The sequence below is a fragment of the Brevibacillus sp. 1238 genome (genome assembly GCF_029892995.1).
Taxonomy (GTDB): Bacteria; Bacillota; Bacilli; order Brevibacillales; family Brevibacillaceae; genus Brevibacillus; species Brevibacillus parabrevis.
Genome location: NZ_JARXWC010000003.1, coordinates 312,381 through 338,011 on the forward strand (window position 1 = coordinate 312,381; position 25,631 = coordinate 338,011).

Below are 25,631 nucleotides of genomic sequence, written 5' to 3' on the forward strand. Positions count from 1 at the left end.
CATGTCTACGTGACAGGCTGATGATCTATGCGTGAGGCTTGTATCTTTCAAGTGTGAAAGGAACAGGGAATGGTCACATAGGCTGTTTACAGGAGGTGTTTGCATGACGGCGAAGCGAAAGCCAACCGTGGGGGTAGCGCTAGGCTCAGGCGGGGCCCGCGGTTTTGCGCATATTGGTGTCTTGAAAGCATTCGAGGCGCAAGGAATCGAGATCGACATGCTTGCGGGCAGCAGTATGGGGAGTTTGATTGCGGCGGTGTATGCAAACGGAATCGAGCCGCACATGATGGCGAAGCTCGCGCTCAATCTGAAGCGCAAGCACTGGCTTGATCTGACCGTACCGAGCATGGGGTTTGTCGCGGGAGAGAAAATCAAGCAGTTGATCAAGCTGCTCACTCACGGGAAGCGGATGGAAGAACTGGGCAAGCCTTTGGCGATTGTGGCGACTGACATCGAATCCGGCGAACGGGTTGTATTCCGCGATGGGCCGATTGATCAGGCAGTCAGGGCGAGCATTTCCATTCCAGGCATATTTGTCCCGGAAAAGGTTGGCGGGCGTCTGCTGGTCGATGGCGGTGTCATTGACCGCGTGCCTGTGACGGTGCTGAAAGACATGGGAGCGGATATCGTCATTGCAGTCGATGTGGCCCAGGTCGATACGCCAATGAAGGTGAACAGCATCTTCGACGTCATTGCTCAGACGATTGATGTGATGGAACGGGAAATTCTCCGCCACAGGATCATTGCTGCGGATATCGTAATCCGCCCGGATGTTGGACATTATAGCAGTATTGCCTACTCTGGCGTGGAGGAAATCATCGAACTCGGGGAACGCGAGGGTGCAGCACAAGCAGAGCGCATCCAGCAACTGATTGCGAACTGGGAGGAAAACGGATGAACGAGGACCAACTTTATAGACAAACGCGCAGATCGCGAGGAGCCAGAGGCTTTAGTTGGGTTTTGGCCTTGATTGTGCTTGTGGCTGGACTGTCTTTTTTTATCCCGACCAATTACTATGTGACAAGGCCAGGCTCGGCTATCGCGCTAGGCCCGATGATCGACGTAGAAGGCGGCAAAAAGGACGAAACAGGCGCGTTCATGCTTACGACTGTGCGCATGGGCGAGGCGAATCTCGCTTGGTACGTCTACGCGAACATGTCGCCTGATGCCGAGCTGATGCCGAAAGAGCTGGTGGTCAGCAAAGGGGAGGACAACGAAGACTTCGTCCGCCGCGAGCAAGCCGTGATGGACAATTCGCAAAAGATTGCCGAAGCGGTCGCTTTTCGCCTGGCTGGCTACGATGTCAAGATCGAAAAAGAAGGCGTCTGGGTCATGGGCACAATCGAAGGACTTCCCGCCAAAAAAGTGCTGAAAATCGGCGACGTCATCACTGCCGTCGATGGAGTGCGCACCGCCGAAGCCAAAGATTTGCTGCAAGCTCTCGCCAGCAAAAAGGCAGGCGATCAGGTCGAGATTACATATACAAGAGATGGACAAGAAGGGAAAACGATGGTAACCTTGGAACCACTGCCAGAGTCGAAGTCCGTCGGCATCGGGGTGCGTCCGGACAACAAGCAAGAGATCGTGATTCCGAAAAAAGTAACGATCGCGTCGCAAGGGATCGGTGGACCATCTGCCGGGCTGATGATGACGCTGGAGATTTTGGATCAGCTCGATGTGGCGAAAGATTTGACAAAAGGCTATAAAATCGCCGGTACAGGCACGATTTCACTGGATGGGACAGTCGGCCGGATCGGCGGGATCAACCACAAGGTCATCGCGGCTGACAAAGCAGGGGCGGAAATTTTCTTTGCACCCGAGGATACGCCTGATGCAACCTCCAATTATCAGGAAGCGCTGGCTACCGCAAAACGGATTGGAACTTCCATGCAGATCGTTCCCATCAAGACAGTAAAGGATGCGATTGCGTATCTGGATGGACAAAAACCGAAATCTTCCTGAGCAAACAAGCTGTCAAGGAAAAATGGTTGACAAAGCTTTTTGCACGGGCTATAATCATCCTTGTTGTGCATGAGGTGAAGTGCTATGAACATTAAGTTAGCAGAGTTGGAACACCGAAAAGGAGAGGCACTGCCGTTTCAGTTGACGCTCGATGCAGCAGAACTGAAAGGTCGCCATAACGAGATTCGCGGGATCACTCCTGTGAATGCCGAGGGCGAAGCTGTACAGCTCGGTAACCTCTACTATGTAAAAGGCAGCATGAAGGCCGATGTCGATTTCGTCTGCGCCCGATGCTTGAATCCTTTTACCCATCACGCGGCAATAGACTTCTCCGAAACCTTTGCTTTGGCAGATGATCCTATCATAAGCGAGGACGAAGACAGCGACATCCTTCCACTGGAAGGAGACGAGATCGAGCTTACTGCGCTGTTGCAAGAGGACTTTTTGCTCGCGATGCCAACCTTCCCGCTGTGCGAGGAAGATTGCAAAGGATTGTGCCCGAGTTGTGGCGTAAACCGCAACGAAGTGGCATGCAGCTGCAAGAATGAGCGGATTGACCCGCGCTTGGCCGGGTTGGCTGACTTTTTCAAGGACAGCAAGTAGTATTCTCTTGTTTTCAAGGTGAGGCGCCGATCTTCGGATGCAGCGTCTCATTTTTGAAGGACGGCATAAGCTTTTGGGCCTATACTGTCCACCCAATAGAGCATCTTAGCATTTGTCAGTTGAAGGAGGTGTAAGGAAGATGGCAGTACCTCAACGGAGAACTTCCAAAACCCGTAAAAGAATGCGTCGTACGCACTTCAAATTAGAGATTCCAGGCATGATCAAATGCGATAATTGCAGCGAATACAAGCTTGCGCATCGTGTTTGCCCAAGCTGCGGTCACTACAAAGGTGTGAAAGTAGCAAAGTAAGCTTTGCTGCGTAAAAAGTGAGGTGAGCAATCACCTTGCTTTTTTTGTGCCTTCATTTTACTTATTAATGCTTATGAATACTTAAATGATATTGCTTAAAATGCGTAAATGACTTACAATGAGGAAGAAAGGCAAGGATGGAGTGAAACCGTGATGTACCAGGAAGAGCGATTGACCGCGATCCTGCAATATTTGCAGCAGCACCACCGAATCAGTGTACAGGAAGTCGTGGAGCAATTCGGCGTCTCCCGTGATACGGCCCGGCGAGATATCGTCAAGCTGGAGGAGCAGGGAGAAATCTTGCGGACTCGCGGTGGAGCGATTTTGCCTAGCTTGAGCAAAAAAAGCTTTTCTCATCAGGAGCGCATGCAGCTCGATTTGACAGGGAAGCGGCGGATTGCGCAGGCTGCCGCGCGTTTGATCAAACACGGCGACTATTTGCTGCTTGACGCATCCACGACGGTTCAACTGACGGTAGAATCGTTGCAGACAAAAGACCATGTCATCATTACAAACTCCTTGGCTACAGCAGCCAGTGTTTCGCGCAAGGAAGGCGTGCTTGTGAAAATGCTCGGCGGGGATGTGAACCCGCAAGATCAGTGTGTGCACGGCACCCGAACCGTAGAAAATCTGGCGAATTACCACGTCGACAAGTTGCTGGTCGGAGCTTGCGGGCTGACGACGGGCGGACTTGTTTCCCCGGATGAAGATCACGGCTATGTGATCAGGGAGATGATGAAGCGGGCGGATCAGGTGATTATTCTCGCTGACCACTCCAAATTCGGAAAAAGCATGTTGTACCGGGTAGCCAGTCTGGATCAGATCGACTTGATCGTGACGGACTGCGCACCAGGGCGGGAAATGGCCGAAGCCTTCGACAAGAGCGAGGTAGACGTATTGGTAGCCGCTGAAAACGGCAAAGACGCATGAAATAGCGGGTAGATTTCATCTGGCTGGCGTGAAGGGAGACCCCGCGTGACAGCAGATGGATTTATCAGAGAAGGTTCTTCTTTTTGAAGAGCCTTCTCTTTTTTTTGCTTGCAATCATATAGGAGCCCTGCTATCCTGTTATTCCTGACTTTTCCACGAGGAGGTTCTTATGGTTTACTGGCGGATTATCCGCAAAAGCTATCGACGCAATCTTCAGTATCGTCTCTCTCATCTGATCAACAATGTGGCGAGCTCGATTTTTGGGCTTGTTTTTATTGCCATTTGGATGGGAGTCCTGCGAGGCAAAGCCGTTCACGGCCCGTACGACGCGGAAACGATGGCCTGCTACATCGCGATTTGCCAAAGCGTGCTTTGGGTGACGACGTTCATGTCACCGGGGCTGAATGTGCAGGTCGGGGTGCGCAGCGGAGCGGTCAGCCTCGACATGATCAAGCCTGTCCATTACTTGTGGTACACCTTGAGCCAGGAGTTTGGCCGCCTGCTCTATAACGCCTGTTACCGCAGTCTGCCGATCGGCCTTTTGCTTGGGCTTGCGGTAGGCTTTTCTTTCCCCTCCGATCCGCTTGCGTACCTCTTGTTTTTGCTCTCGCTTCTGCTGGCTGCCTACGTAGGCATGCTCCTTTTTTATTTGGTCGGCATTTCTTCTTTCTGGACGACCGAGGTGCGCTGGCTGCACCTCATTTTGCTCTCGCTAGTTTTCGGCTTTGGCGGGCAGATGATCCCTGTTGATCTGATGCCGGGGGTACTCGGGCAGCTGGCTCCGTTTTTGCCTTTTGCCGCCATGATTTACTATCCGGTCATGAACTGGCTGGAGCTTGCTCCGGTCTACAGCATCGGGGTTCAGCTGCTGTGGGCTGTCATTTTGACAGTAGTCGCTCTCGCTGTGACGAAGCAAGCAAGAAGAAAGCTGGAAATACAAGGGGGGTAGCGACGTGCTCATGCTTTATCGAAAGCTGATCGCAGCCAGTCTCCGCTCGCAAATGCAGTACAAAATGAATTTCATTACGAGCGCGGCTACGACCGGCATGATTATGGTTCTCGATTTTGTGATTCTTTCCGCCATTTTGCACCGCTTCAACGATGTGGCTGGCTGGAATATTTACGAGGTCGGCATGCTTTACGGCATTTCTTCGGCATCTGTCTCCTTGTATCGGCTGTTTGCTCCGGAAGTGAACGATTTTGAGAAGTATGTCGTGCACGGAGAATTTGACCAGATGCTGATTCGCCCGGTATCGCCGCTCTTGCTTTTGCTTACGCGCAATCTCGACCTTTCGCGGATTGGCGGCATCGTGCAAGGCGTGGCAGTGCTGGTGCTCTCGCTTGCGGGACTTGCCCGGGAAGGGGCAGATTTGCTCTGGTTGATCGTCTTTTCCCCGATCGCGATTTTTTCGGGCGGGGTCATTTATTTTTCCATGGCGTTGTCTTCGGCGGCTCTCTCTTTTTGGACGCATCAAATGAGAGACATCCTGACTTTTACGATCTACGCGCCGGCGAATGCCTCCAACTATCCGATTTCGCTCTATCCAGGCTGGCTGAAATGGCTGTTCTTTACCGCCTTGCCGATCGCGTACATGAATTACTTGCCGATGCTGGCCTTGCTCGGAAAAGGGGGAGGCTGGTACTACCCGCTGCTGGCGCCTGTTGCGGCGGCGACCGCATTGTTTTTGGCACTCACCTTTTGGAAGATAGGCATACGACATTATCACTCTACGGGAAGCTGAGGAGGTTTTCATCATGATAGAAGCTGTACATATCGGCAAGTCGTTCTATTTGTCTCCGGAGAACAAAGGCCGCTTCGCTTCGGTGCGCACCTTGTTTTCCCGGGAGCAGCGTGAGGTCAAGGCTGTAGACGACATCTCCTTTTCCATCGGGGAAGGGGAGTTCGTCGGCTACATCGGCCCGAACGGAGCGGGGAAGTCGACCACGATCAAGATGCTGTCCGGCATTTTGCACCCCAGTCGGGGAGAAATCCGCATCGGCGGCTACAGTCCGCAAAAAGACCGGATACAGGTCGCTTCGCGCATCGGCGTCGTCTTCGGGCAGCGAACACAGCTGTGGTGGGACTTGCCCGTCAAAGATTCGTTCGAGATTTTGCAGGCGATGTACAAAATCGATTCGCGCACGTATCGGCGCTCGATGGAGCTTTACCAGGAGCTTCTGGATATGCGCGAATTTCTGGATACACCTGTGCGCAAACTGTCGCTCGGACAGCGGATGAGAGCGGATTTGGCAGCAGCGCTTTTGCACGATCCGCCTGTGCTGTTTTTGGATGAGCCGACAATCGGGCTGGATGTGGTCGCCAAGACGCGCATCCGCGCCTTTTTAAAAGAAGTGAACGAGACGCAGAAAAAGACGATCCTGCTGACGACGCATGACATGGACGATATCGAGCAATTGTGCAAGCGGATTATCGTCATCAATCACGGCAAAAAGATGATGGACACGACATTGGATGACATGCGCCGCCAAATCGGTTTGCCCAGTCTGATTCAGGTTGAATATCGCCAGCTGCCAAACCTGGGTGCCGAGTTGGCAGGGATTGAACGGCTGGAGTTGTCCGGCAATGTTTTGTCCGTTCATTTTGACAAAGGAAAAATTTCTTCGCCGCGCATCCTGGCAGAAGTGGCTGGCTGGGGTGAGCCTTTGGACATCCAGATGAAAGAACCCGGGATTGAGGAGATCATTCGGCTAATGTACCGCTAGGGAGAGCTACCCATTTTCAAGAACTTTACTTGTAATTGCCAACGTTCTCCCTTATACTGTTTTGGTACCTGGTATTAAAAACAGCTCGCAATCATACATATCCGAAACAAGAATCTTGCTAGGGGGTGTTTCGCATCGCCCGCTTGCCAAAAAAAGACCGCCAGACCCGCTTGGTGCAGTCGCTGGCGGATAATCCATTTGCGACGGACGAAGATCTGGCTGAGTTATTTCATGTCAGCATTCAAACAATACGACTAGATCGATTGGAGCTTGGGATTCCGGAGCTTCGGGAGCGGATCAAATCGGTTGCGGAGAAAAGCCTCGATCCCGTGAAGTCGTTGGGGATTGAGGAAGTAATCGGGGAGATCATCGACTTGCAGCTCGATTCCCAAGCTATTTCCGTATTGGAAATAAAAGAAGAGCACGTTTTTTCCAAAACACAAATTGCCCGGGGCCATTATATTTTTGCCCAGGCTAACTCTTTGGCAGTAGCAGTCATTAATGCCGATGTGGCGCTGACAGCTACAGCCCGGATTCGCTTTGTGCGCCCCGTGCGCATTGGCGAAAAGCTGGTCGCGAAGGCAGTAGTACGCAGCCGAGACGGCGACGAGTGCAAAGTGCGCGTGGAGACGAAAGTTCAAGGTGAATTGGTCTTTACAGCGACATTCCGGGTTGTGGAAATGACTGTCGCACAAAATCGGCATGAATGAGAGGTAAGGAGGAGACACGGTTGCGAATTGCAGTTGATGCGATGGGCGGCGACAACGCACCAAAAAGTACAGTATTAGGAGCACTTGCTGCCATCAAGGAAAACCCGGCCATTACGGTTGTACTGGTGGGAGATGAACAAGCCATTCGGAACCACTTGCCGCAAGACGCGCCGGCAAACATCGAGATTGTTCCTACGACAGAAGTGATTTTGCCAGATGATGAGCCGGTTCGAGCTGTACGTCGCAAGAAAAATTCCTCGCTGGTTGTTGCAGTTGAGATGGCACGTGAAAAGATCGTGGATGCAGCGATTTCGGCGGGAAACACGGGTGCGCTCATGACGGCAGGTCTGCTGTACGCAGGCCGCATGGAAGGCATCGAGCGCCCGGCGCTGGCCGCTTATATCCCGAATAAAAAAGGTCGCGTAACACTCACACTTGATGTGGGGGCCAACATGGATGCGAAGCCGCATCACCTGCTGCAATACGCGGTGATGGGCAGCCTGTACGCAGAAAAAGTGCTTGGATTCGAAAATCCAAAAGTAGGACTGCTCAACGTAGGGACAGAAGAAGGCAAAGGGAATGAGCTGACCAAAGCGGTGTTCCCGCTGCTGTCCCAGGCAGACCTGAATTTCGTCGGCAATGTGGAAGCGCGCGACGTCATGGAAGGGGCATGTGACGTGCTAGTTTGTGACGGCTTCGTCGGCAACGTGCTGCTGAAAGCGGTAGAGGGCGCTGCTTCCACAATCTTTTCGCAGTTGAAGCAGGAGTTTACTTCGAGTCTGATTAATAAAGTAGGAGCGGCCATCTTAAAGCCGGGACTCATGCGCTTCAAGAAGAAAATGGACTACGCGGAATACGGGGGAGCGCCGTTATTGGGCTTGAAAAGTCCTGTGATCAAGGCTCATGGCTCCTCTGACGAGAGAGCGATGAAAAACGCGATTGCCAGCGCAGCTCGCTTTGTGCGGCAAGATGTCAATGAAGTCATTGCGCAGGCACTACAGAAAAATATAACGGGAGAAAGCGAGTGAGGCAGATGGATAAAAAGCGTTCAGTAGGCATTTTGGCTACAGGTTCTTACACCCCTGACAGGGTGCTTAGCAACTTCGATCTGGAAAAAATGGTGGAAACATCTGATGAGTGGATTGTTTCCCGTACTGGAATCCGGGAACGCCGGATCTGCTCGACTGAGCAAGCATCTTCTGATCTCGCTTACGAAGCTGCGAAAAAAGCGTTGGCAAAAGCCAACATCAGCGCAGAGCAACTGGACATGATTATCGTCGCTACGGTGACGCCGGACACGATGTTCCCATCCACTGCCTGCATTTTGCAGGAAAAGCTGGGAGCAAAGCGTGCGGCTGCGGTAGATTTGTCTGCTGCCTGCACCGGCTTTTTGTACGGCATTACGACAGCGACCCAGTTCATCGCCAATGGGTTTTACAAGCACATTTTGGTGGTAGGGGTTGAAACGCTGTCCAAAATTACGAACTATAAAGACCGCAATACTTGCGTGCTGTTTGGCGACGGAGCGGGTGCTGCTGTCATCGGCGAAGTGAAAGAAGGCTTCGGCTTCCAGTCGTTTGAATTGGGTGCAGACGGATCGGGCGGACCTTTGCTGTGTCTGCCAGCGGGCGGCTCGCGCATCCCTGCTTCCAGCGAATCGGTGGAAAACGATCTGCACTATTTGGCCATGGCGGGCGGCGAGGTGTTCAAATTCGCTGTGCGCGTGATGAACTCTGCCACAGAAGCGGTTCTTGCCAAAGCGGGCGTAGACCGCGAAAATATCGATCTGCTCGTGCCGCACCAGGCGAACAAGCGAATTATCGATTCGGCTGTGCAACGCTTCGGCTTGTCCGAAGAAAAGGTGGCGATCAACCTCGACCGTTACGGCAACATGTCTTCTGCATCGATTCCGGTTGCACTCGATGAAGCGGTCGAAGCTGGACGCATCAAAGAAGGCGACAATGTGATTCTCGTAGGCTTTGGCGGCGGATTGACTTGGGGAGCGACACTCTTGAAATGGTCGACCACGCCAGCAGAAGGGAGCGGACAGTAGTGGGGAAAGTAGCATTTGTTTTTCCGGGGCAGGGCTCGCAATTCGTAGGAATGGGCCAAGCGCTCAGTGAACAGTCGGAGGCAGCCCGCCACATTTTTCAGCAGGCAGATGAAGCGCTCGGCTTTTCGCTGTCCGGCTTGTGCTTCAACGGCCCGGAAGAAGAACTGAAGCTGACGGCTAACACGCAGCCGGCGATTTTGACGGCGAGCGTCGCGGTATTGGCAGCTTTGCAAGAACAGCGTCCTGACTTCACTCCGGCATTCGTGGCTGGACACAGTCTGGGTGAATATTCGGCACTGGTTGCAGCAGGAGCGTTGTCTTTTGCTGACGCGGTAAAAACGGTCCGTGCACGCGGTCAATTCATGGAAGAAGCGGTTCCGGCAGGGCAGGGCGCGATGGCAGCTGTCCTGAACATGGAGCGCTCCGCTTTGCAAGCGATTTGCGAAGACGTGACTGCTTCCGGACACCCGGTACAACCGGCGAACATGAACTGTCCGGGCCAAATTGTCATCTCCGGTTCCGCCGAAGGTGTCAAACTGGCTGGCGAGCAGGCGAAGGCAGCGGGGGCGAAGCGTGTTCTGCCGCTGAACGTAAGCGGACCGTTCCACTCCAGCCTCATGCAGCCTGCTGCGGATAAATTGCAGGCCGTGCTTGCAGGCGTATCTGTCCGGGAAGCAACCGTTCCGGTCGTGGCAAACGTAACGGCGCGACCTGTTACCGAAGCGGCGGCGATTGTGGAACAACTGGTTTCGCAAGTATCGGCTCCAGTTCTGTGGGAGGATTCCGTACAGTGGATGGTGGAAGCGGGCGTGACCACTTTTGTGGAGATCGGGCCAGGAAAAGTGCTTGCTGGACTGATCAAAAAAATCGCTCCGGCAGACACGACGATTATTTCTGTACAGGATATGGAGTCCTTGACTGAGCTTTTGAACGGAGGGGTATTATGCTAACAGGAAAAACAGCACTCGTCACAGGCGCTTCCCGCGGAATCGGCCGCGCGATCGCACTCAAGCTGGCCGCAGCAGGAGCGAATGTGGTCGTTAACTACGCAGGAAGCGAAGCGGCAGCCAGTGAAACAGTCGCGATGATCAAGGAGCTCGGCCGCGACGCCATCATGGTTCGCGCCAATGTGTCCTCGACAGAAGAAGTGGGCGACATGTTCAAAGCGGCGCTCGACCACTTCGGGACCATCGACATTCTCGTCAACAACGCAGGGATTACCCGCGACAACTTGTTGATGCGCATGAAAGAAGAAGAGTGGGATGACGTCATCGCCACGAATCTCAAAGGCGTGTTCAACTGCCTGAAAGCAGCTACTCGTCCGATGATGAAGCAGCGTTCGGGAAAAATCATCAACATCACGTCCGTTGTAGGTGTACTCGGCAATGCAGGACAAGCAAACTACGTAGCGGCCAAAGCAGGCGTCATCGGTCTGACCAAGACTGCTGCACGCGAGCTGGCGAGCCGTGGCATCACCGTGAACGCGGTAGCGCCAGGTTTCATCGCTACAGAAATGACAGACGTCCTGCCGGAAGACATCAAAGCGGGCCTGATCAGCCAGATTCCGCTCGCCCGTCTCGGTCAAACCGAAGACATCGCGTCTGTTGTTTTGTTCCTTGCTTCTGATGCAGCCAACTACATGACAGGCCAAACCTTGCATGTAGACGGCGGCATGTATATGTAAACTGGTTTTTTGAAAGCTCATCCACTATAATACGGGAGAGGGGGTGAAGCAAGATGGCAGATACATTGGAACGCGTGAAGAAAATCATCGTCGATCGTCTGGGTGTAGATGAGTCCAAGATTACTTTGGAAGCTTCTTTCAAAGAAGACCTGGGCGCTGACTCCCTGGATGTAGTGGAACTCGTAATGGAACTCGAAGACGAGTTTGATTTAGAGATTTCTGACGAAGATGCTGAAAAGATCACTTCTGTTGGTGAGGTTGTTAAATACATAGAATCTCACAAGTAGATCCATCAGTTGGAAGTCCCGTACCATACGGGACTTCTCCTTCAATTGCAGAGAATACATACGGGGAAGCTATGTTGGGCATGAAGTGTAAGTAACAGGCTGACTGCTGACTTTCATATAGAGGTGATCGCAATGAAACGAAGAGTGGTGATTACGGGCGTCGGTGTTATTTCTCCGGTGGGAAATGACGCGCAGACCTTCTGGAACAGTTTGCTGGAAGGAAAATCAGGCATTGACCGCCTGACTGCTTTTGACGCTACTGATTATCCGACACAGATTGCGGGAGAAGTAAAAGACTTCAATCCCGAGCTGTATATGGACAAAAAAGAAATACGACGTACAGACCGATTCGTTCAGTTTGGATTGGCTGCTGCCAAAATGGCGGTAGAGGATGCGAAACTGGAAATCACGCCAGAAAATGCGGAACGAGTGGGTGTATACATCGGGTCCGGTATTGGCGGGCTGTCTACATGGGAAGAGCAGCATTCCGTGCTGTTGGAAAAAGGACCGCGCCGCGTGAGTCCGTTCTTTATTCCGATGCTGATTGCGAACATGGCGTCTGGAGCAGTATCGATCCAATACGGTGCAAAAGGGCCAACATCCAGTGCGATTACCGCATGTGCAACGGGGACGAACGCAATCGGCGACGCTCTGCGTTTGATCCAGTTTGATCATGCCGATGTGATGATCGCAGGTGGAGCGGAAGCGACCGTTCGCCCGATGGCGTTTGCCGGCTTTTGTTCCGCAAAAGCGATGTCCACGCGCAACGACGAGCCGCAAAAAGCATCCCGTCCTTTTGACAAGGATCGCGATGGTTTTGTCATGGGAGAAGGGGCAGGCGTCCTGATCCTGGAAGAACTCGAGCATGCGAAAAAGCGCGGCGCGAACATCATCGCCGAAGTGATCGGCTATGGCATGAGTGCTGACGCCCATCACATCACTTCTCCATCTCCAGGGGGAGAAGGGGCTGCGCGCTGCATGAAAAACGCCCTGCGTGACGCGGGAATCGACCCGACAGAAGTAGGCTATATCAACGCACACGGAACTTCCACTGACCAAGGGGATATCGCAGAAACGCAGGCGATCAAAGACGTCTTTGGCGAACACGCTTACAAGCTGGCTGTCAGCTCCACCAAGTCGATGACAGGCCATTTGCTCGGCGCCACAGGCGGTATTGAAGCGATCGCGACTGCTTTCGCTCTGCGCGATCAGGTGCTTCCTCCTACCATCAATCTGGAAAATCCTGATCCGGAATGTGATCTCGACTATGTTCCTAACCATGCGCGCAAGGCGACCGTCCATGTGGCTGTGTCCAATACATTTGGATTCGGCGGTCATAATGCTACGGTGATCCTGAAGCGATACGAAGCATAAATGAGCCCTACTGAGAGAAAAAGTAGGCAGTCTCCTGGAATGGTGGTGAGGGTGATGAATTTTGCGCAGCTGCAAGAGAAGATCGGCTTTCGCTTTCATGATGAAAGCGTTCTGCGGCAGGCATTCACCCATTCTTCCTACGTGAACGAGCAACGCGGCAAACGGATATCAGACAATGAACGGCTGGAATTTTTGGGAGATGCGGTGCTCGAATTGACGGTTTCCCAGTTTTTGTACAAAACTTTTCCCAAGATGAGCGAGGGAGAGATGACAAAACTGCGGGCAGCGATTGTCTGTGAGCCTTCTCTGGTTAAATTTGCTGAGCTACTGAATTTTGGCGATCTCGTTTTGCTGGGAAAAGGGGAAGAGCTGACGGGCGGCCGTCAGCGACCTGCCTTGCTAGCGGACGTATTTGAAGCTTTTGTTGGCGCCCTCTATTTGGATCAGGGCCTGGATGCCGTGTTTTCTTTTATGGAAAAATACGTTTATCCGAGAATCGACAAGGGAGAGTTTGCCCAGGTTACAGACTTCAAGAGCCAGTTGCAGGAATTTGTTCAACAGGACAATCTGGGAGACATCCAGTATCGCATTGTAGAAGAAAAAGGACCAGCTCACAATCGAGAGTTCGTATCTGAGGTGCTTTTGAACAATCGTTCGCTTGGCATCGGCTCGGGCCGCTCCAAAAAGGAAGCGGAACAGCAGGCCGCCGCGCGGGCATTGGTAAAGCTGGGGGATAAATAAAAGCTCGGAAAAGGGAGCTGCATCATCTGCGAAAGGCAGGTGGTGTAGCTTTCTTTGTTCCGACTTGGAAAAGCTGGGAAAATACTGCGTGATGACGGCTTTCTATGATACACTTAACGGGGAAAGACCCAAGAAACCTCGCAGTGGAGTAGCTCCTGTCTCATGCAGGGGCTCTTTTCGGGTACCCATCCAATCTGGGCCGCGTGTTTTGCCGGACTCGGCAAATAACAGCAGGTGGCGAGCAAACAGGGTGGGGTTTGGTAAGGAGGATCGTACGTATGTATTTGAAACGTCTGGAGCTGGCAGGATTCAAATCTTTTGCCGACAGGACGGAATTGGAGTTCGTACCGGGAGTGACAGCAGTAGTCGGCCCGAACGGAAGCGGCAAAAGCAACGTTTCCGACTCGATTCGCTGGGTGCTCGGGGAACAAAGCGCCAAATCGCTGCGCGGGGCGAAGATGGAAGATATCATTTTCGCGGGCAGCGACAAGCGCAAGCCAGTGAATTTTGCTGAAGTGACATTAACCTTGGATAATACCGATCGCTCGCTTGATGTGGAATATTCGGAGGTTTCCGTTACGCGCAGAGTGTACCGCTCTGGCGACAGTGAGTATTACATAAACAACCGATCGTGCCGCTTGAAAGATATTATGGAGCTGTTTATGGATACGGGTCTGGGAAAAGAAGCGTATTCCATTATCGGTCAGGGAAAAATCGAAGAAATCCTCAGTACCAAATCGGAAGATCGCCGGGGAATTTTTGAAGAGGCAGCGGGAATCGTCAAGTACAAGACCCGCAAGCGAGAGGCCGAGAAGAAGCTGGACGACACCGAGCAAAACCTGATTCGCATCCACGATATCGTCAGCGAGATCACGGAGCAGATTGGACCGCTGCAGGAGCAGGCCGAGACGGCGAAAACCTACAAGGAGCTGCACCGCAAGCTGGTCGAACATGAAGTGGCTCTGTACGTGCAACAAATCGAGGCGGCCCATACGAAGTGGGAGGCTGCCTCGCAGCGTGTGCAGGAACTGCGCGAGCAACTGATTACGCAAACGACGGAAGCGAGCAAGCACGAAGCGGATTTGGAGCAAGCCCGCTTTTCTGTCACGCAAATCGACCAGTCGATTGAGGAGTTGCAGCAAGTTCTTTTGACCGTGAGCGAGGAAACCGAAAAAGTAGAAGGCCAGCGCGAAGTATTGCGCGAGCGGATGCGCAACTTGAGTGCCAATCGCCAGCAGACGATGGAGCAAATGCACAAGCTGACGGAAAAGCAGCATGCGCTCGAAGCAGAGCTTGCGGAAGAAAAGCAGCGCGTGCAGGAAGCGGAGCAGCGCATGACAGAGGCCCATGCCGCTTTGCAGGAAGCCGAAGGCCAGTTTTTCGCCATGGTGCAGTCGTTGACGGATGACGTGGAGCGCTTGAAAGGCGACTATTTTGAAAAGCTCAACGAAATGGCGAACCTGCGCAACGAAATTCGCCACCAGCAGCAATTGGTGCAAACTTCCCAGGCGCGTGTCGACCGTCAGCTGTCTGGAAAAGAGCAGTTGGATCTCGAAGAAGTGCAGCGTCAGGTCAAAATCGCCGAGTTGCAAGAGCAGTTGGCCAAAATCGAGCAAACGATACAAGATACGGTGGCGAGGTACAAGCAATTGCTGGACGGTCTGCGCGACGGACAAGCCCGGATGGAGCAGGTTCGCCGGGAGCTTCGCCAGTCCGAACAGCGCAGGGAAGCGGCCAAGTCGCGACTCGATCTGATCAAGGAAATGCAGTCCGAATTTGCCGGATTCCAGCAAGGGGTAAAAGAAATTCTCAAAGCCCGTGAGCGAGGCTTCAAAGGAATCCACGGTGCGGTAGCCGAGCTGGTTGTCGTGCCGCAGCAATACGAGACAGCTATTGAAGTTGCGCTCGGCGGGGCATTGCAAAATGTCGTCGTGGACGACGAGGCAGCCGGGCGCGCAGCGATTGCTTATTTGAAGCAGCACAATGCAGGCCGTGCAACCTTTTTGCCGCTGGATGTCATTCGGCCGCGCACCTTGCAGGCACAAGATAAGCAGCAGCTGGCAAAAGAAAGCGGCGTTGTCGGGATCGCCAGCGAGCTTGTTTCGTTTGAGGAAACGTACCGCCCGATTTTGGAGAGCATGCTCGGCAATGTCATCATTACGGAAAAATTGGAGCAGGCCAACCGTGTCGCTCGCACACTCGGCTATCGGTATCGCGTCGTTACGCTCGAAGGGGATATTGTCAACGCAGGCGGTTCGATGACAGGGGGAGCGCTGAAGAAAAACAGCACCAACCTTCTCGGCCGCAATCGGCAGGCAGATGAGCTGGAAGCGCAGATGCGTGAAATCGAAGAGGCAATTTCTGGACATACTACGCTAATGGAGCAACTGACCAGTGAGCTTGGCCGTATGGAAGAAGAGCAAGAAACGCTTCGCTCGGAAGGGGAAGCCTTGCGGTTGAAGGAGCAGGAAGTCAAAGGTCTGTTGCAGCAGGCGGAAGCAGAAGGGCGTTCGCTGGGCGAGCGGGCCAAGCTGGTTGAGCAGGACATCGCCGCTTACCAGCGGGAAAGAGAAGAAGCTTCCGAGAAGCAGGAACAATTGCAAGCCTCCCTCGTTGTGCTGGAACAAGAGGAACAGCAGCTGAATGCGCTGATTGCCGAGGCGGAAGCCAAGCGTCAGGAGCAGCTGGAATCAAAAGAAGAGATGAACCAGAAAATTACCAGCCTCAAAGTATTGAACGCCCAGGTGAAGCAGGAGCATCAATCCCGACTGGAGCAAACGGAGCGCTTGTTGGAACAAAAAAGCTTGCTTCAGCGCGAGTGGGAGGAGCAAAATGCGAATCTGGCTGCTCTAGACGAGCTGGAACAGACGAATGAATCGTCTGGACTGGAACTGGACCAGCGCATCGCGGAATTGCGCCAGGACAAAGAGCGGGTAGCCGGGCTGATTTCCGAGCGGCGCAACGAGCGGGCGACCCTTTTCCACAAACAAGAGCAGGTTGAAGTACATGTAAAAGAAATTCGCAGAGAAGTCAAAAGTCTGGAAGAGAAGCTTCACCAGGAAGAAGTGAAAGTCAACCGGGGTGAGGTGGAACTCGACCATCTGTTGAATAAACTCTCCGAAGAATACGAAATGAGCTACGATCTGGCGAAGCAGAAATACCCGCCACGCGGAGACTTGCAAGAGGAAACGCAAATCGTCGCCAAAATCAAAAAGCAAATCGCTGCGCTCGGCACCGTAAACCTCGGAGCCATCGAGGAGTACGAGCGTCTCTCGGAGCGCCAGCAGTTTTTGAGCGCCCAGGAAGCCGATTTGAATGAAGCAAAAGATATGCTCTACCAGGTGATTCAGGAGATGGACGCGGAGATGTCGCGCCGCTTCAAGGAGACGTTTGAAGCGATTTCCGAGCAGTTCCGCGATGTGTTCGTGCAATTGTTCGGCGGAGGTCGCGCCGACTTGCTTCTGTCCAACCCGGACAACCTGCTCGAAACGGGGATCGACATCGTAGCGCAGCCGCCGGGCAAAAAGCTGCAAAATCTGGCTCTGCTCTCCGGGGGCGAGCGCGCGCTGACGGCGATGGCTCTGTTGTTTGCCATCCTGCGTGTCAAACCTGTGCCATTTTGCGTACTGGACGAAGTGGAAGCCGCGCTGGATGAAGCCAATGTCAACCGATTTGCCGAGTACATGCAGCATTTCAGCCGCCAGACGCAGTTTATTTGCGTGACACACCGCAAAGGCACGATGGAGAGCGCTGACGTCCTGTACGGAATCACGATGCAGGAAGGCGGCGTGTCCAAGCTGGTTTCCGTCAAGCTGGAGGACAGCGACAAATTCGTGGAGTCGGCCTCGTAACGGGGCGTGACATTTCTTGCGCCCAAGCGCAATATGGATGAGAAAACAATAGCCGCAAAGGAAGATGATCATGAGTTTTTTCAAGCGCCTTCGTGACGCGATCGTGCAAAAATCCGAAGAGGTAACGCAAAAGTTTACCGACGGATTGGCGAAAACGAGAGATTTGCTGGTGGAAAAAGTGGAGGACCTCGTCCGCCGCTACAAAAAAATCGACGACGATTTCTTTGATGAACTGGAAGAAATCTTGATCACGTCCGATGTCGGGGTCAACACCGTAATGGAGCTGATCGACGATTTGCGGTCGGAAGTGCGTAAACAAAAAATCGAAAACGCCCTGGACCTGCAACCGATCCTTTCCGAGAAGCTCGTCAACTTGTTGAAAAACGACGAAGCAGCAGACAGCTCTCTCAACATCGAGGACGGACGTCTGAACGTTGTGCTGTTTGTCGGCGTTAACGGCGTGGGCAAAACCACGACCATCGGAAAAATGGCGCACATGTTCAAGCAGCAAGGGAAAAACGTGCTGCTCGCAGCAGGCGATACGTTCCGGGCGGCAGCGATCGAGCAGCTGGAAGTATGGGGAGAGCGCGTCGGTGTCGACGTCATCAAGCAACAGCAAGGCTCCGATCCGGCTGCCGTCATCTACGATGCGATCCAGGCTGCCAAATCGCGCAAAGTCGATGTGCTTTTGTGCGATACGGCTGGACGTCTGCAAAACAAAGTCAATCTTATGGAAGAACTGGCGAAGGTGCACCGCGTTTTGCAGCGCGAACTGCCAGGCGCTCCGCACGAAGTCTTGCTCGTCCTCGACGCGACGACAGGCCAAAACGCGCTGTCCCAGGCGAAAACATTCGGGCAGTCTGCCGGAGTGACCGGACTCGTTCTGACCAAGCTTGACGGAACGGCGAAGGGCGGTATCGTCATCGCGATCCGCAACGAGCTGAACATCCCGGTCAAATACGTCGGTCTGGGCGAGAAGATGGATGACTTGCAAGCATTCGATCCGGAACAGTTTGTACACGCCTTGTTTGCCGGATTGATTCAAAAAGATGAAGCCGAAGAGCAAGAAAACGCGTAATATCATAAATGTCTGGAACGTCAAAAAAAGATGTCAACAAAAATGCTTGACACTAGGTGTGGAATTAGGTACTATAATCTACGTGCTGTAAAGAAAAAGCCTTTACAGTTTCGAAACGAGTACCTCACAGCAAAGGATTGGTTTCATGTTAGAAAAGACCAATCAAGTCAATCTCTTGTTTGACTTTTATGCACCGTTACTCAAAGGCAAGCAGCGAGAATATCTGGAGCTGTATTATCTGGATGACTTGTCGCTCGGAGAAATCGCGGAAATGCACGAGGTCAGTCGACAAGCTGTTTACGACCACATCAAGCGGGCGGAAAAGCAGTTGTTCGAATACGACCAGAAGCTTAATCTGGCACATCGCCACGAGAAGCGGATGGAAGTGCTGGCACGAATGAATGAGCTTGTAAATGGGCTTGCAGAGAGCGAGACAAGAGACGAGCTGAATACTTTGCTCCACCAACTGTCAGAGATGGATTAGGAGGGCTCGCATGGCGTTTGAAAGCTTGGCCAATCGGCTGCAAAACGCATTTGACAAACTGCGCGGCAGAGGAAAAATTGACGAAACAGTCGTCAACGAAGCAATGCGGGAAGTTCGCCTTGCCCTGCTGGAAGCAGATGTTAACTTCAAAGTAGTAAAAGACTTCGTCGCTCGCGTCAAAGAGCGCGCAGTCGGCCAGGAAGTCATGAAAAGCCTGACACCAGGTCAAATGGTTATCAAAATCGTGAATGAAGAGCTGGTCGCCCTGATGGGTGGCAATGTCGCTCAATTGACGATGGCGCACCGCCCGCCGACTGTCATCATGATGGCAGGTTTGCAAGGGGCAGGGAAAACGACCACAACTGGTAAGCTGGCCAAGTATTTGCAAAAGCAAAACAAGAAGCCGCTTCTGGTGGCAGCGGACATTTACCGTCCGGCTGCGATCAAGCAGCTGCAAGTTTTGGGGGAGCAGTTGAATGTTCCCGTCTTCTCTCTCGGAGATCAAGTCAGTCCTGTTGATATCGCCCGGCAAGCGATCGAACATGCGAAAACAAACCATCTGGATGTCGTGATTCTCGATACGGCAGGTCGCCTGCACATCGATGAAGCGCTGATGGATGAGTTGAAGCAAATTCGCGAAGTTGCCAAGCCCGATGAGATTTTGCTCGTCGTGGACTCGATGACAGGTCAAGATGCCGTCAATGTAGCGGAGAGCTTCAACAGCCAGCTCGAACTGACTGGCGTGGTTCTCACCAAGCTCGACGGTGATACCCGAGGCGGTGCGGCACTGTCCGTCAAAGCTGTCACTGGAAAGCCGATCAAGTTTGCGGCGATGGGTGAAAAGCTGGATGCGCTCGAACCGTTCCATCCGGATCGCATGGCTTCCCGCATTTTGGGAATGGGCGATGTGCTCAGCCTGATCGAAAAGGCGCAAGCATCTGTGGATGAAGAGAAAGCGCGCGACATGGAGCGCCAGATGCGTCAAGGGGAATTTACCTTCGACATGTTCTTGGATTCCATGCAGCAGTTACGCAACTTGGGGCCTTTCGAAGACATTCTCGGCATGTTGCCAGGAATGAACAAGATGAAAGGCAAAATGAACGTGGACGAGAAGCAGATTGCCCGCGTGGAAGCAATCGCCAAATCCATGACCAAAGCGGAGCGCGCCAATCCTGATCTGTTGAACGCCAACCGCCGCAAGCGCATTGCAAACGGCAGCGGCACAAGCATTCAGGAAGTGAATCGGTTCATCAAACAATTCGAGGAAATGAAGAAGATGATGAAGCAATTCTCTGGTGCCGCAGACAAAATGGTCAAGAAGTCGAAGAAAAAAGGCGGCTTCGGACTACCGTTCATGGGCAAGGGCGGAGGAAACAACCAAGGCGGCATGAACTTCCCCTTCAATTTCAAACCACCGTTCAAGTAAGCATTGCATGATCTCTTCGCGCCGCTGACTTGTCAGACAGCGCGATGGTTCAGATATAGTAGCACCAACGCAGATGTTCATCTTGCGTTGATCCATACAGGAGGTGACACAACATGGCAGTTAAAATTCGTCTGAAACGCATGGGTTCCAAGAAAGCTCCTTTCTACCGTGTAGTAGTAGCTGACTCCCGTTCCCCTCGCGATGGCCGTTTCATTGAAGAAATCGGTTACTACAACCCGGTTGCTCAACCGGCAGTGGTGAAAATTGATACCGAAAAAGCGGTACAATGGATCCTGAATGGTGCAGCTCCAACTGATACCGTTCGTAACCTTCTCTCCAAAGAAGGCGTGCTCGCAAAAGTACACGAAACCAAATACGGCAAATAAGTCGGTCATCTGGAGGTCTGATGATGAAAGCGCTGGTCGAAACGATCGCTAAAGCTCTCGTCGATCATCCGAATGAGGTTCGTGTGAATGCAGTGGACAAAGAGCGCACTCTCGTCTTTGAATTGTCGGTGCACCCGGATGATATGGGGAAGATTATCGGCAAGCAAGGACGGATCGCTAAAGCCCTGCGCACTGTCGTGATGGCGGCATCCGTGGAAACGGACAAGCGTGTCACGGTTGAGATTGTCTGAGAAAAAGGCTGGGAGCTTTCCCAGTCTTTTTTGGTTGAATAAGAATAGCGAGATGTTTGAATCGAGATGGTGGACTGATACGTCGAAAGGAGTGGCAGGGCATGCTCACGATTTTTCGGTCGGTACAAGTCAAACTCATTATGACAGAAGCTTCCCGTGCTGTGTTGATCGACAAGTACAGCAGACAACTGCGCAAGCAGCGAGACGAATGGGAGCAATGGCAATTTCAATCGAAAAAAATATTGGCCGAGGCGAAGAAAAAGTCTGCGGATACATATGCGCTCGCGCAACAAAAGATCGCCCAGGAAGAGCGGCGACGCAAGGAAAAAATCGCCCAAATCTCTTTTTCCCTGCAACAGGCCGAGAGCCTTCCCGAGGGAAGCGAGATGGACTATCAGACCGTGGAAAGTCCTGTTACCATTCAGGAAGGCGATATTTGGGATGAAATCATGGCAGGAACGGAAATCATGATAAAAGACGGACGTGTGCATGAAATTCGGCGGACGCCAGGCCATCGGGCTGAAGAATAGAAGGAGTGGATACGGTGAGCAACCAAAAGTTTTATACGGTGGGCAAGCTGGTCAATACGCACGGGCTCAAGGGAGAAGTACGTGTCACCTCAACAACTGATTTCCCTGATCAACGGTTTCGCAAAGGAAACGAGCTGTTTTTGTTCCATGCCTCTCTCTCTGCGCCGTTGAAACTGAAAATCGAGACCCGTCGCGCCCATAAAGACTTTGAGATTTTGAGTTTCCAAGGCTATTCCCACATTAACGATATCGAAAAATACAAGGGCGGAGAGCTGAAGATCCCGGAAGAAGCTTTGATGGAGCTGGAAGATGACGAGTTTTACATCCATCAGCTGATCGGTTGCGAGGTTGTCACGGACGAAGGGGAAGCGCTCGGCAAAATCGTCGATGTGATGCAGCCGGGAGCCAACGATGTGTGGGTCGTAAAAGGGCAGCGTGGCGAGATTTTGCTGCCGTTTATCGATGAGTGCATCAAAGAAGTGGACATTGCAAACAAACGCGTGGTCTGCCATCTGATGGAAGGCTTGTTGTAGGAGGTACTTCGGATGCGGATCGACATTTTTACGCTGTTTCCCGAAATGTTTGCGGGCGTCTTGTCCAGCAGCATTTTGGGAAAAGCTCGCGAGAAGGAACTGGTTGACTTTCAGGTCACCAACTTTCGCGATTTTTCCGAGAGCAAGCACGGTACAGTCGACGATACGCCGTACGGCGGCGGCGGGGGAATGGTGCTCAAGCCTGAGCCGTTGTTTCGGGCGGTAGAGGCTCTGCCAGGGGGCAAGAAGCCGCGCGTCATCCTCATGTGCCCGCAAGGTGTGACGTACAACCAGAGCCTCGCTGAGGAGCTGGCGCAGGAGGAGCATCTTGTGTTCATTTGCGGTCATTACGAAGGATATGATGAACGCATTCGCGAGCATCTGGTCACGGATGAGATTTCGATTGGCGATTATGTGCTGACAGGCGGCGAGCTGGCAGCAATGGTGGTGATCGACAGTGTCGTTCGCTTGCAGCCGGGCGCTCTCGGCAACCAGACGTCTGCTGTCGAGGATTCGTTTTCCACCGGGCTGCTCGAATATCCGCACTACACGCGGCCAGCCGAGTTTCGCGGCTGGAAGGTGCCAGATATATTGCTGTCCGGTCATCACGCCAACATCGAGCGCTGGCGCTTGAAGGAATCACTGCGCAGAACGAAGGCGCGCCGACCCGACTTGCTTTCGAAGCTTGAGCTGACTGGTGAAATGAAAAAGCTTTTGGCCGAACTGGAGCAGGAACAGAGGCAGGAGAAAAGCGCAGAGGAAAAAAGTTAGAACGGGCCTTGTAGTTTAGCGCCTACTGTGTTAATATACTTCTTGTGGCAATTTTGCCCGCTGACTAAGGCGGTCCGCTACTCGTGACTCGGCTCCACTGGATGACCGAGACCATTTGGCAAGACGAGTAAGAACGTCTATCGGAAGGAGGGAATTTAAATGAACCAAGTTATCCGTGAATTGGAAAAAGAGCAATTGAAACAGGATATTCCTGCGTTCCGACCTGGTGACACTGTTCGTGTACACGTTAAGGTTATCGAGGGTCAGCGTGAGCGTATTCAGCTGTTCGAAGGCGTAGTTATTCGCCGTCGCGGTACAGGTGTCAGCGAAACATTTACTGCTCGTAAGATTTCTTACGGCGTAGGTGTTGAGCGTACGTTCCCAGTACACACGCCTAAGATCGACAAGATCGAAATCGTGCGTCATGGTAAAGTACGTCGTGCGAAACTGTACTATCTGCGCGATCGCGTAGGTAAAGCAGCTCGTATTAAAGAAATTCGTCGATAAGCGAAACGCTTAAAAAGGGGACTGGTCTGCTTGCCAGGCCTCTTTTTTCCATTTACAGGGTTGGACGAGCTATCTTGGGAGGGCGTAAGTGATGAGCGAAGAAGTAGCCTCCAGTCGCACGAAGAAAAATGAGCTATGGGAATGGACGAAGGCGCTCGGCATTGCCTTGATTCTCGCCTTTCTCATTCGTACCTTTTTGTTCGCTCCGTTTATTGTCGAGGGCGAGTCCATGGAAACGACGTTACATAACAGCGAGAAACTGGTCGTAAACAAGGCCATCTACTATTTGCAAGAGCCGAAGCCGGGAGATATTATCGTGTTTCATGCAGAGAAGACGCGCGATTACATCAAACGCGTCATCGCTGTAGCGGGCGATACCGTCGAAGTGAAAGGCGATCAGCTGTACATAAACGGCAAATTGGTTGAAGAACCATATCTTGCACAACATAAAGAACAAGCGAAACAACAGGGCGAGCCGTTTTTCACAAACGATTTTCCCCCTGTCGCGATACCTGCGGGGCACATTTTTGTGATGGGCGACAATCGGCTCAACAGCCATGACAGCAGGGCGATTGGTCCTGTCGCTGTCAGCACGGTAGTGGGCAGAGCGGAGTTTACGTTTTGGCCGTTCGCAAGTATTCGCATGACGAGATAAAAGCATAGCTTCAAGGTAGGTGAGACAACATGACGATCCAATGGTTTCCCGGGCATATGGCGAAGGCTCGCCGGCAAGTTACGGAAAAGCTGAAATTGATTGATGTGGTTATCGAGCTTCTGGATGCGCGGCTGCCTCTTTCCAGTCGGAATCCGATGATTGATGAGATTGTCAGTGACAAGCCGCGATTGATTTTGCTGAACAAGGCCGATTTGGCGGATGAAAAAGCTACAGACGAATGGATTTCTTACTTCCGCAAGCAAGGCATTCGCACGTTGCCGATCGACGCTTTGAGCGGAAAAGGCGTGAACAAGCTGCCAGAGCTGTGCAAGGAGCTGGCGGCCGAGATGCTGGCGAAGCGCAGTGAACGCGGCATGCAGGGACGCGCGATTCGCATCATGATTTTAGGAATCCCCAACGTAGGAAAATCTTCGTTGATCAACCGACTGTCCAAGCGTTCTGTAGCGGCGACCGGCGATCGTCCGGCTGTCACGAAGGCGCAGCAGTGGGTGAAGATGGGCGACACGCTGGAACTTCTCGATACACCGGGAATTTTGTGGCCCAAGTTCGAAGATCAGATGGTCGGACTGCGGTTGGCAGCAAGTGGCGCGATCAAGGACGAGCTGATCGACTTCACAGAAGTGGCTCTGTTCGTCATCGCCTATATGATGCATTATTATCCAGAGCGTTTGCTTGAGCGCTTCAAGCTGAAGGAACTGCCGGAAGACCGCGTCTCCATGCTGGAGGAAGTCGGAAAAAAACGCGGTTGCCTTATCTCTGGCGGCAACATCGACTACGATAAAGCAGCCGAAATCTTTTTGCGAGAGCTGCGCTCAGGGAAGCTCGGCCCGATTTCCGTGGAACGTCCGATCGATTGGGAGATGGACGAGCCGATCGGAAAGCCGCTGTCACTGACGGATCACGATTGACGTACACGAAAACCTGTCTATCCATAGATGATAGACGGTTTTTTTCGTAAGAAGGAGAAATGAGTCAATGAACCTGGCAGATATGTCGATAAAAGAAATACGAATGGCGATCGAAAAGTTGGACGAGATATCCAATGATTTTTTACAATGTTTACAAGCAGATAAACGGGCAGGTGTTCAGGCGCTGGCCAAGCAGGCAGAAGCGGCGATGGCGCGTCGGGCCAAGCTCGCGCAAATGTGGACAGAGATGACGGCATACGAGCGTGCGCTGCACGAAAAAGGATATTCACACGTGTTTGGAGTGGATGAGGTGGGCAGAGGGCCGCTGGCAGGACCTGTAGTCGCAAGCTGCGTTTGCTTGCCGCCCGATTTTTATTTGCCAGGCTTGAACGATTCCAAAAAAGTTCCGGTAGCTGCGCGCGAAGCTTTTTACGAAGTGATCATGCGGGATGCCGTTGCGGTCGGAATCGGTATTGTCGATGCCGCCCGCATTGATGCCATCAATATTTTGGCCGCTACGAAGGAAGCGATGAAGGCCGCAATCGAGGATGCCGGAGTACCTGCTGACGTGCTGTTGATCGATGCTGTACAACTGAATGATGTCGCGTGCAAGCAAATTCCGATCATTGGCGGAGATGCGAAAAGCGTCTCGATTGCAGCAGCCTCCATCGTGGCGAAAGTGACCAGAGACAGAATGATGGCGGAATACGCCAAACAGTATCCGCAGTATGGCTTCGACAAAAATGCCGGCTACGGCACAGCGGAGCATTTGGCTGCGATTGCTACATACGGGCCAACCCCTCTTCACCGCGTGACATTTACCGGGGTGAAAGAGCACGCCTAACGACTACC

The 25,631-nt window shown here is 52.7% G+C and carries 29 protein-coding genes; all 29 read left to right on the forward strand.

All coding sequences use genetic code 11. From position 1 onward, the window contains the following. Nucleotides 1-103 precede the first annotated feature (103 nt). Complete coding sequence (locus tag M2298_RS09105; RefSeq protein ID WP_173598896.1) at nucleotides 104-898, forward strand: patatin-like phospholipase family protein; 795 nt, start codon at nucleotides 104-106, stop codon at nucleotides 896-898. Next, nucleotides 895-1,962, forward strand: coding sequence for a SepM family pheromone-processing serine protease (locus tag M2298_RS09110; protein WP_280648453.1), 1,068 nt, complete (start codon nucleotides 895-897; stop codon nucleotides 1,960-1,962). Before M2298_RS09105 ends, M2298_RS09110 begins: the two co-directional genes overlap by 4 nt. A gap of 84 nt (nucleotides 1,963-2,046) precedes the next feature. After that, on the forward strand, nucleotides 2,047-2,565 hold the full coding sequence (locus M2298_RS09115) for a YceD family protein (protein ID WP_063227682.1): 519 nt from the start codon (nucleotides 2,047-2,049) through the stop codon (nucleotides 2,563-2,565). A 139-nt stretch (nucleotides 2,566-2,704) separates the two neighbouring features. Continuing rightward, the gene (gene rpmF / locus M2298_RS09120) at nucleotides 2,705-2,875 is read left to right on the forward strand and encodes a 50S ribosomal protein L32 (RefSeq protein WP_005834357.1); all 171 of its coding nucleotides are present in this window, start codon (nucleotides 2,705-2,707) and stop codon (nucleotides 2,873-2,875) included. Between the two features lie 153 nt (nucleotides 2,876-3,028). Then, nucleotides 3,029-3,805: a DeoR/GlpR family DNA-binding transcription regulator gene (locus M2298_RS09125; RefSeq protein ID WP_173598907.1), complete on the forward strand. Its 777-nt coding sequence runs from the start codon at nucleotides 3,029-3,031 to the stop codon at nucleotides 3,803-3,805. Nucleotides 3,806-3,974: 169 nt separating this feature from the next. Beyond that, the gene (locus M2298_RS09130) at nucleotides 3,975-4,754 is read left to right on the forward strand and encodes an ABC transporter permease (protein WP_173598894.1); all 780 of its coding nucleotides are present in this window, start codon (nucleotides 3,975-3,977) and stop codon (nucleotides 4,752-4,754) included. A 10-nt stretch (nucleotides 4,755-4,764) separates the two neighbouring features. Next, nucleotides 4,765-5,547: an ABC transporter permease gene (locus M2298_RS09135; protein ID WP_217365686.1), complete on the forward strand. Its 783-nt coding sequence runs from the start codon at nucleotides 4,765-4,767 to the stop codon at nucleotides 5,545-5,547. Between the two features lie 13 nt (nucleotides 5,548-5,560). Beyond that, nucleotides 5,561-6,529 (forward strand): ABC transporter ATP-binding protein, encoded by a 969-nt coding sequence (locus tag M2298_RS09140; RefSeq protein WP_280648454.1) that lies wholly within the window; start codon nucleotides 5,561-5,563, stop codon nucleotides 6,527-6,529. 125 nt (nucleotides 6,530-6,654) lie between these two features. After that, complete coding sequence (fapR, locus tag M2298_RS09145) at nucleotides 6,655-7,239, forward strand: transcription factor FapR (protein WP_122965162.1); 585 nt, start codon at nucleotides 6,655-6,657, stop codon at nucleotides 7,237-7,239. A gap of 20 nt (nucleotides 7,240-7,259) precedes the next feature. Further along, complete coding sequence (plsX, locus tag M2298_RS09150) at nucleotides 7,260-8,267, forward strand: phosphate acyltransferase PlsX (protein ID WP_217021373.1); 1,008 nt, start codon at nucleotides 7,260-7,262, stop codon at nucleotides 8,265-8,267. Between the two features lie 5 nt (nucleotides 8,268-8,272). After that, the gene (locus M2298_RS09155; protein WP_122965479.1) at nucleotides 8,273-9,292 is read left to right on the forward strand and encodes a beta-ketoacyl-ACP synthase III; all 1,020 of its coding nucleotides are present in this window, start codon (nucleotides 8,273-8,275) and stop codon (nucleotides 9,290-9,292) included. Continuing rightward, nucleotides 9,292-10,242, forward strand: a complete 951-nt coding sequence (gene fabD, locus M2298_RS09160; protein WP_242771082.1) for an ACP S-malonyltransferase — start codon at nucleotides 9,292-9,294, stop codon at nucleotides 10,240-10,242. The genes M2298_RS09155 and fabD overlap by 1 nt, the downstream gene beginning before the upstream one ends. Next, a complete protein-coding gene (fabG, locus tag M2298_RS09165) occupies nucleotides 10,236-10,976 on the forward strand; it encodes a 3-oxoacyl-[acyl-carrier-protein] reductase (RefSeq protein ID WP_122965165.1) in 741 nt (246 codons plus the stop codon). The genes fabD and fabG overlap by 7 nt, the downstream gene beginning before the upstream one ends. 53 nt (nucleotides 10,977-11,029) lie before the next feature. Further along, nucleotides 11,030-11,263 (forward strand): acyl carrier protein, encoded by a 234-nt coding sequence (gene acpP / locus M2298_RS09170; RefSeq protein WP_005834336.1) that lies wholly within the window; start codon nucleotides 11,030-11,032, stop codon nucleotides 11,261-11,263. A gap of 132 nt (nucleotides 11,264-11,395) precedes the next feature. Beyond that, the gene (fabF, locus tag M2298_RS09175; RefSeq protein ID WP_063227674.1) at nucleotides 11,396-12,637 is read left to right on the forward strand and encodes a beta-ketoacyl-ACP synthase II; all 1,242 of its coding nucleotides are present in this window, start codon (nucleotides 11,396-11,398) and stop codon (nucleotides 12,635-12,637) included. Between the two features lie 54 nt (nucleotides 12,638-12,691). Then, nucleotides 12,692-13,378, forward strand: coding sequence for a ribonuclease III (gene rnc / locus M2298_RS09180; protein WP_269747568.1), 687 nt, complete (start codon nucleotides 12,692-12,694; stop codon nucleotides 13,376-13,378). A 278-nt stretch (nucleotides 13,379-13,656) separates the two neighbouring features. After that, on the forward strand, nucleotides 13,657-17,229 hold the full coding sequence (gene smc, locus M2298_RS09185; protein ID WP_217021365.1) for a chromosome segregation protein SMC: 3,573 nt from the start codon (nucleotides 13,657-13,659) through the stop codon (nucleotides 17,227-17,229). A gap of 70 nt (nucleotides 17,230-17,299) precedes the next feature. Further along, entirely contained in the window at nucleotides 17,300-18,307 is a 1,008-nt protein-coding gene (ftsY, locus tag M2298_RS09190) for a signal recognition particle-docking protein FtsY (RefSeq protein ID WP_122965167.1), read from the forward strand. 145 nt (nucleotides 18,308-18,452) lie between these two features. Then, entirely contained in the window at nucleotides 18,453-18,791 is a 339-nt protein-coding gene (locus M2298_RS09195) for a putative DNA-binding protein (protein ID WP_063227670.1), read from the forward strand. 10 nt (nucleotides 18,792-18,801) lie between these two features. Continuing rightward, nucleotides 18,802-20,217, forward strand: a complete 1,416-nt coding sequence (gene ffh, locus M2298_RS09200; RefSeq protein ID WP_063227669.1) for a signal recognition particle protein — start codon at nucleotides 18,802-18,804, stop codon at nucleotides 20,215-20,217. A 113-nt stretch (nucleotides 20,218-20,330) separates the two neighbouring features. Beyond that, the gene (gene rpsP / locus M2298_RS09205; protein WP_005834322.1) at nucleotides 20,331-20,603 is read left to right on the forward strand and encodes a 30S ribosomal protein S16; all 273 of its coding nucleotides are present in this window, start codon (nucleotides 20,331-20,333) and stop codon (nucleotides 20,601-20,603) included. Between the two features lie 23 nt (nucleotides 20,604-20,626). Then, entirely contained in the window at nucleotides 20,627-20,854 is a 228-nt protein-coding gene (locus tag M2298_RS09210; protein WP_005834320.1) for a KH domain-containing protein, read from the forward strand. A gap of 101 nt (nucleotides 20,855-20,955) precedes the next feature. Next, nucleotides 20,956-21,384 carry a YlqD family protein gene (locus M2298_RS09215; RefSeq protein WP_063227668.1) on the forward strand — a complete coding sequence of 143 codons (429 nt, stop codon included), beginning with the start codon at nucleotides 20,956-20,958 and terminating at the stop codon, nucleotides 21,382-21,384. A gap of 14 nt (nucleotides 21,385-21,398) precedes the next feature. Further along, on the forward strand, nucleotides 21,399-21,917 hold the full coding sequence (rimM, locus tag M2298_RS09220; RefSeq protein ID WP_063227667.1) for a ribosome maturation factor RimM: 519 nt from the start codon (nucleotides 21,399-21,401) through the stop codon (nucleotides 21,915-21,917). 12 nt (nucleotides 21,918-21,929) lie between these two features. Then, a complete protein-coding gene (gene trmD, locus M2298_RS09225) occupies nucleotides 21,930-22,688 on the forward strand; it encodes a tRNA (guanosine(37)-N1)-methyltransferase TrmD (RefSeq protein WP_280648455.1) in 759 nt (252 codons plus the stop codon). Nucleotides 22,689-22,847: 159 nt separating this feature from the next. After that, complete coding sequence (gene rplS / locus M2298_RS09230; RefSeq protein WP_049738740.1) at nucleotides 22,848-23,195, forward strand: 50S ribosomal protein L19; 348 nt, start codon at nucleotides 22,848-22,850, stop codon at nucleotides 23,193-23,195. A 91-nt stretch (nucleotides 23,196-23,286) separates the two neighbouring features. After that, the gene (gene lepB, locus M2298_RS09235; protein WP_217021355.1) at nucleotides 23,287-23,850 is read left to right on the forward strand and encodes a signal peptidase I; all 564 of its coding nucleotides are present in this window, start codon (nucleotides 23,287-23,289) and stop codon (nucleotides 23,848-23,850) included. A 29-nt stretch (nucleotides 23,851-23,879) separates the two neighbouring features. After that, a complete protein-coding gene (gene ylqF, locus M2298_RS09240) occupies nucleotides 23,880-24,779 on the forward strand; it encodes a ribosome biogenesis GTPase YlqF (protein WP_063227664.1) in 900 nt (299 codons plus the stop codon). A gap of 67 nt (nucleotides 24,780-24,846) precedes the next feature. Next, complete coding sequence (locus M2298_RS09245; protein ID WP_280648456.1) at nucleotides 24,847-25,623, forward strand: ribonuclease HII; 777 nt, start codon at nucleotides 24,847-24,849, stop codon at nucleotides 25,621-25,623. Nucleotides 25,624-25,631: the final 8 nt, after the last annotated feature.

What these genes read in the sequence shown, in the direction of transcription:
- M2298_RS09105 (WP_173598896.1), top strand. Translation starts at nt 104, where the DNA reads ATGACGGCGAAGCGAAAGCCAACCGTGGGGGTAGCGCTAGGCTCAGGC.
- M2298_RS09110 (WP_280648453.1), top strand. Translation starts at nt 895, where the DNA reads ATGAACGAGGACCAACTTTATAGACAAACGCGCAGATCGCGAGGAGCC.
- M2298_RS09115 (WP_063227682.1), top strand. Translation starts at nt 2,047, where the DNA reads ATGAACATTAAGTTAGCAGAGTTGGAACACCGAAAAGGAGAGGCACTG.
- rpmF (WP_005834357.1), top strand. Translation starts at nt 2,705, where the DNA reads ATGGCAGTACCTCAACGGAGAACTTCCAAAACCCGTAAAAGAATGCGT.
- M2298_RS09125 (WP_173598907.1), top strand. Translation starts at nt 3,029, where the DNA reads ATGTACCAGGAAGAGCGATTGACCGCGATCCTGCAATATTTGCAGCAG.
- M2298_RS09130 (WP_173598894.1), top strand. Translation starts at nt 3,975, where the DNA reads ATGGTTTACTGGCGGATTATCCGCAAAAGCTATCGACGCAATCTTCAG.
- M2298_RS09135 (WP_217365686.1), top strand. Translation starts at nt 4,765, where the DNA reads ATGCTTTATCGAAAGCTGATCGCAGCCAGTCTCCGCTCGCAAATGCAG.
- M2298_RS09140 (WP_280648454.1), top strand. Translation starts at nt 5,561, where the DNA reads ATGATAGAAGCTGTACATATCGGCAAGTCGTTCTATTTGTCTCCGGAG.
- M2298_RS09155 (WP_122965479.1), top strand. Translation starts at nt 8,273, where the DNA reads ATGGATAAAAAGCGTTCAGTAGGCATTTTGGCTACAGGTTCTTACACC.
- fabG (WP_122965165.1), top strand. Translation starts at nt 10,236, where the DNA reads ATGCTAACAGGAAAAACAGCACTCGTCACAGGCGCTTCCCGCGGAATC.
- acpP (WP_005834336.1), top strand. Translation starts at nt 11,030, where the DNA reads ATGGCAGATACATTGGAACGCGTGAAGAAAATCATCGTCGATCGTCTG.
- fabF (WP_063227674.1), top strand. Translation starts at nt 11,396, where the DNA reads ATGAAACGAAGAGTGGTGATTACGGGCGTCGGTGTTATTTCTCCGGTG.
- rnc (WP_269747568.1), top strand. Translation starts at nt 12,692, where the DNA reads ATGAATTTTGCGCAGCTGCAAGAGAAGATCGGCTTTCGCTTTCATGAT.
- smc (WP_217021365.1), top strand. Translation starts at nt 13,657, where the DNA reads ATGTATTTGAAACGTCTGGAGCTGGCAGGATTCAAATCTTTTGCCGAC.
- ftsY (WP_122965167.1), top strand. Translation starts at nt 17,300, where the DNA reads ATGAGTTTTTTCAAGCGCCTTCGTGACGCGATCGTGCAAAAATCCGAA.
- M2298_RS09195 (WP_063227670.1), top strand. Translation starts at nt 18,453, where the DNA reads ATGTTAGAAAAGACCAATCAAGTCAATCTCTTGTTTGACTTTTATGCA.
- ffh (WP_063227669.1), top strand. Translation starts at nt 18,802, where the DNA reads ATGGCGTTTGAAAGCTTGGCCAATCGGCTGCAAAACGCATTTGACAAA.
- rpsP (WP_005834322.1), top strand. Translation starts at nt 20,331, where the DNA reads ATGGCAGTTAAAATTCGTCTGAAACGCATGGGTTCCAAGAAAGCTCCT.
- M2298_RS09210 (WP_005834320.1), top strand. Translation starts at nt 20,627, where the DNA reads ATGAAAGCGCTGGTCGAAACGATCGCTAAAGCTCTCGTCGATCATCCG.
- M2298_RS09215 (WP_063227668.1), top strand. Translation starts at nt 20,956, where the DNA reads ATGCTCACGATTTTTCGGTCGGTACAAGTCAAACTCATTATGACAGAA.
- trmD (WP_280648455.1), top strand. Translation starts at nt 21,930, where the DNA reads ATGCGGATCGACATTTTTACGCTGTTTCCCGAAATGTTTGCGGGCGTC.
- rplS (WP_049738740.1), top strand. Translation starts at nt 22,848, where the DNA reads ATGAACCAAGTTATCCGTGAATTGGAAAAAGAGCAATTGAAACAGGAT.
- lepB (WP_217021355.1), top strand. Translation starts at nt 23,287, where the DNA reads ATGAGCGAAGAAGTAGCCTCCAGTCGCACGAAGAAAAATGAGCTATGG.
- ylqF (WP_063227664.1), top strand. Translation starts at nt 23,880, where the DNA reads ATGACGATCCAATGGTTTCCCGGGCATATGGCGAAGGCTCGCCGGCAA.
- M2298_RS09245 (WP_280648456.1), top strand. Translation starts at nt 24,847, where the DNA reads ATGAACCTGGCAGATATGTCGATAAAAGAAATACGAATGGCGATCGAA.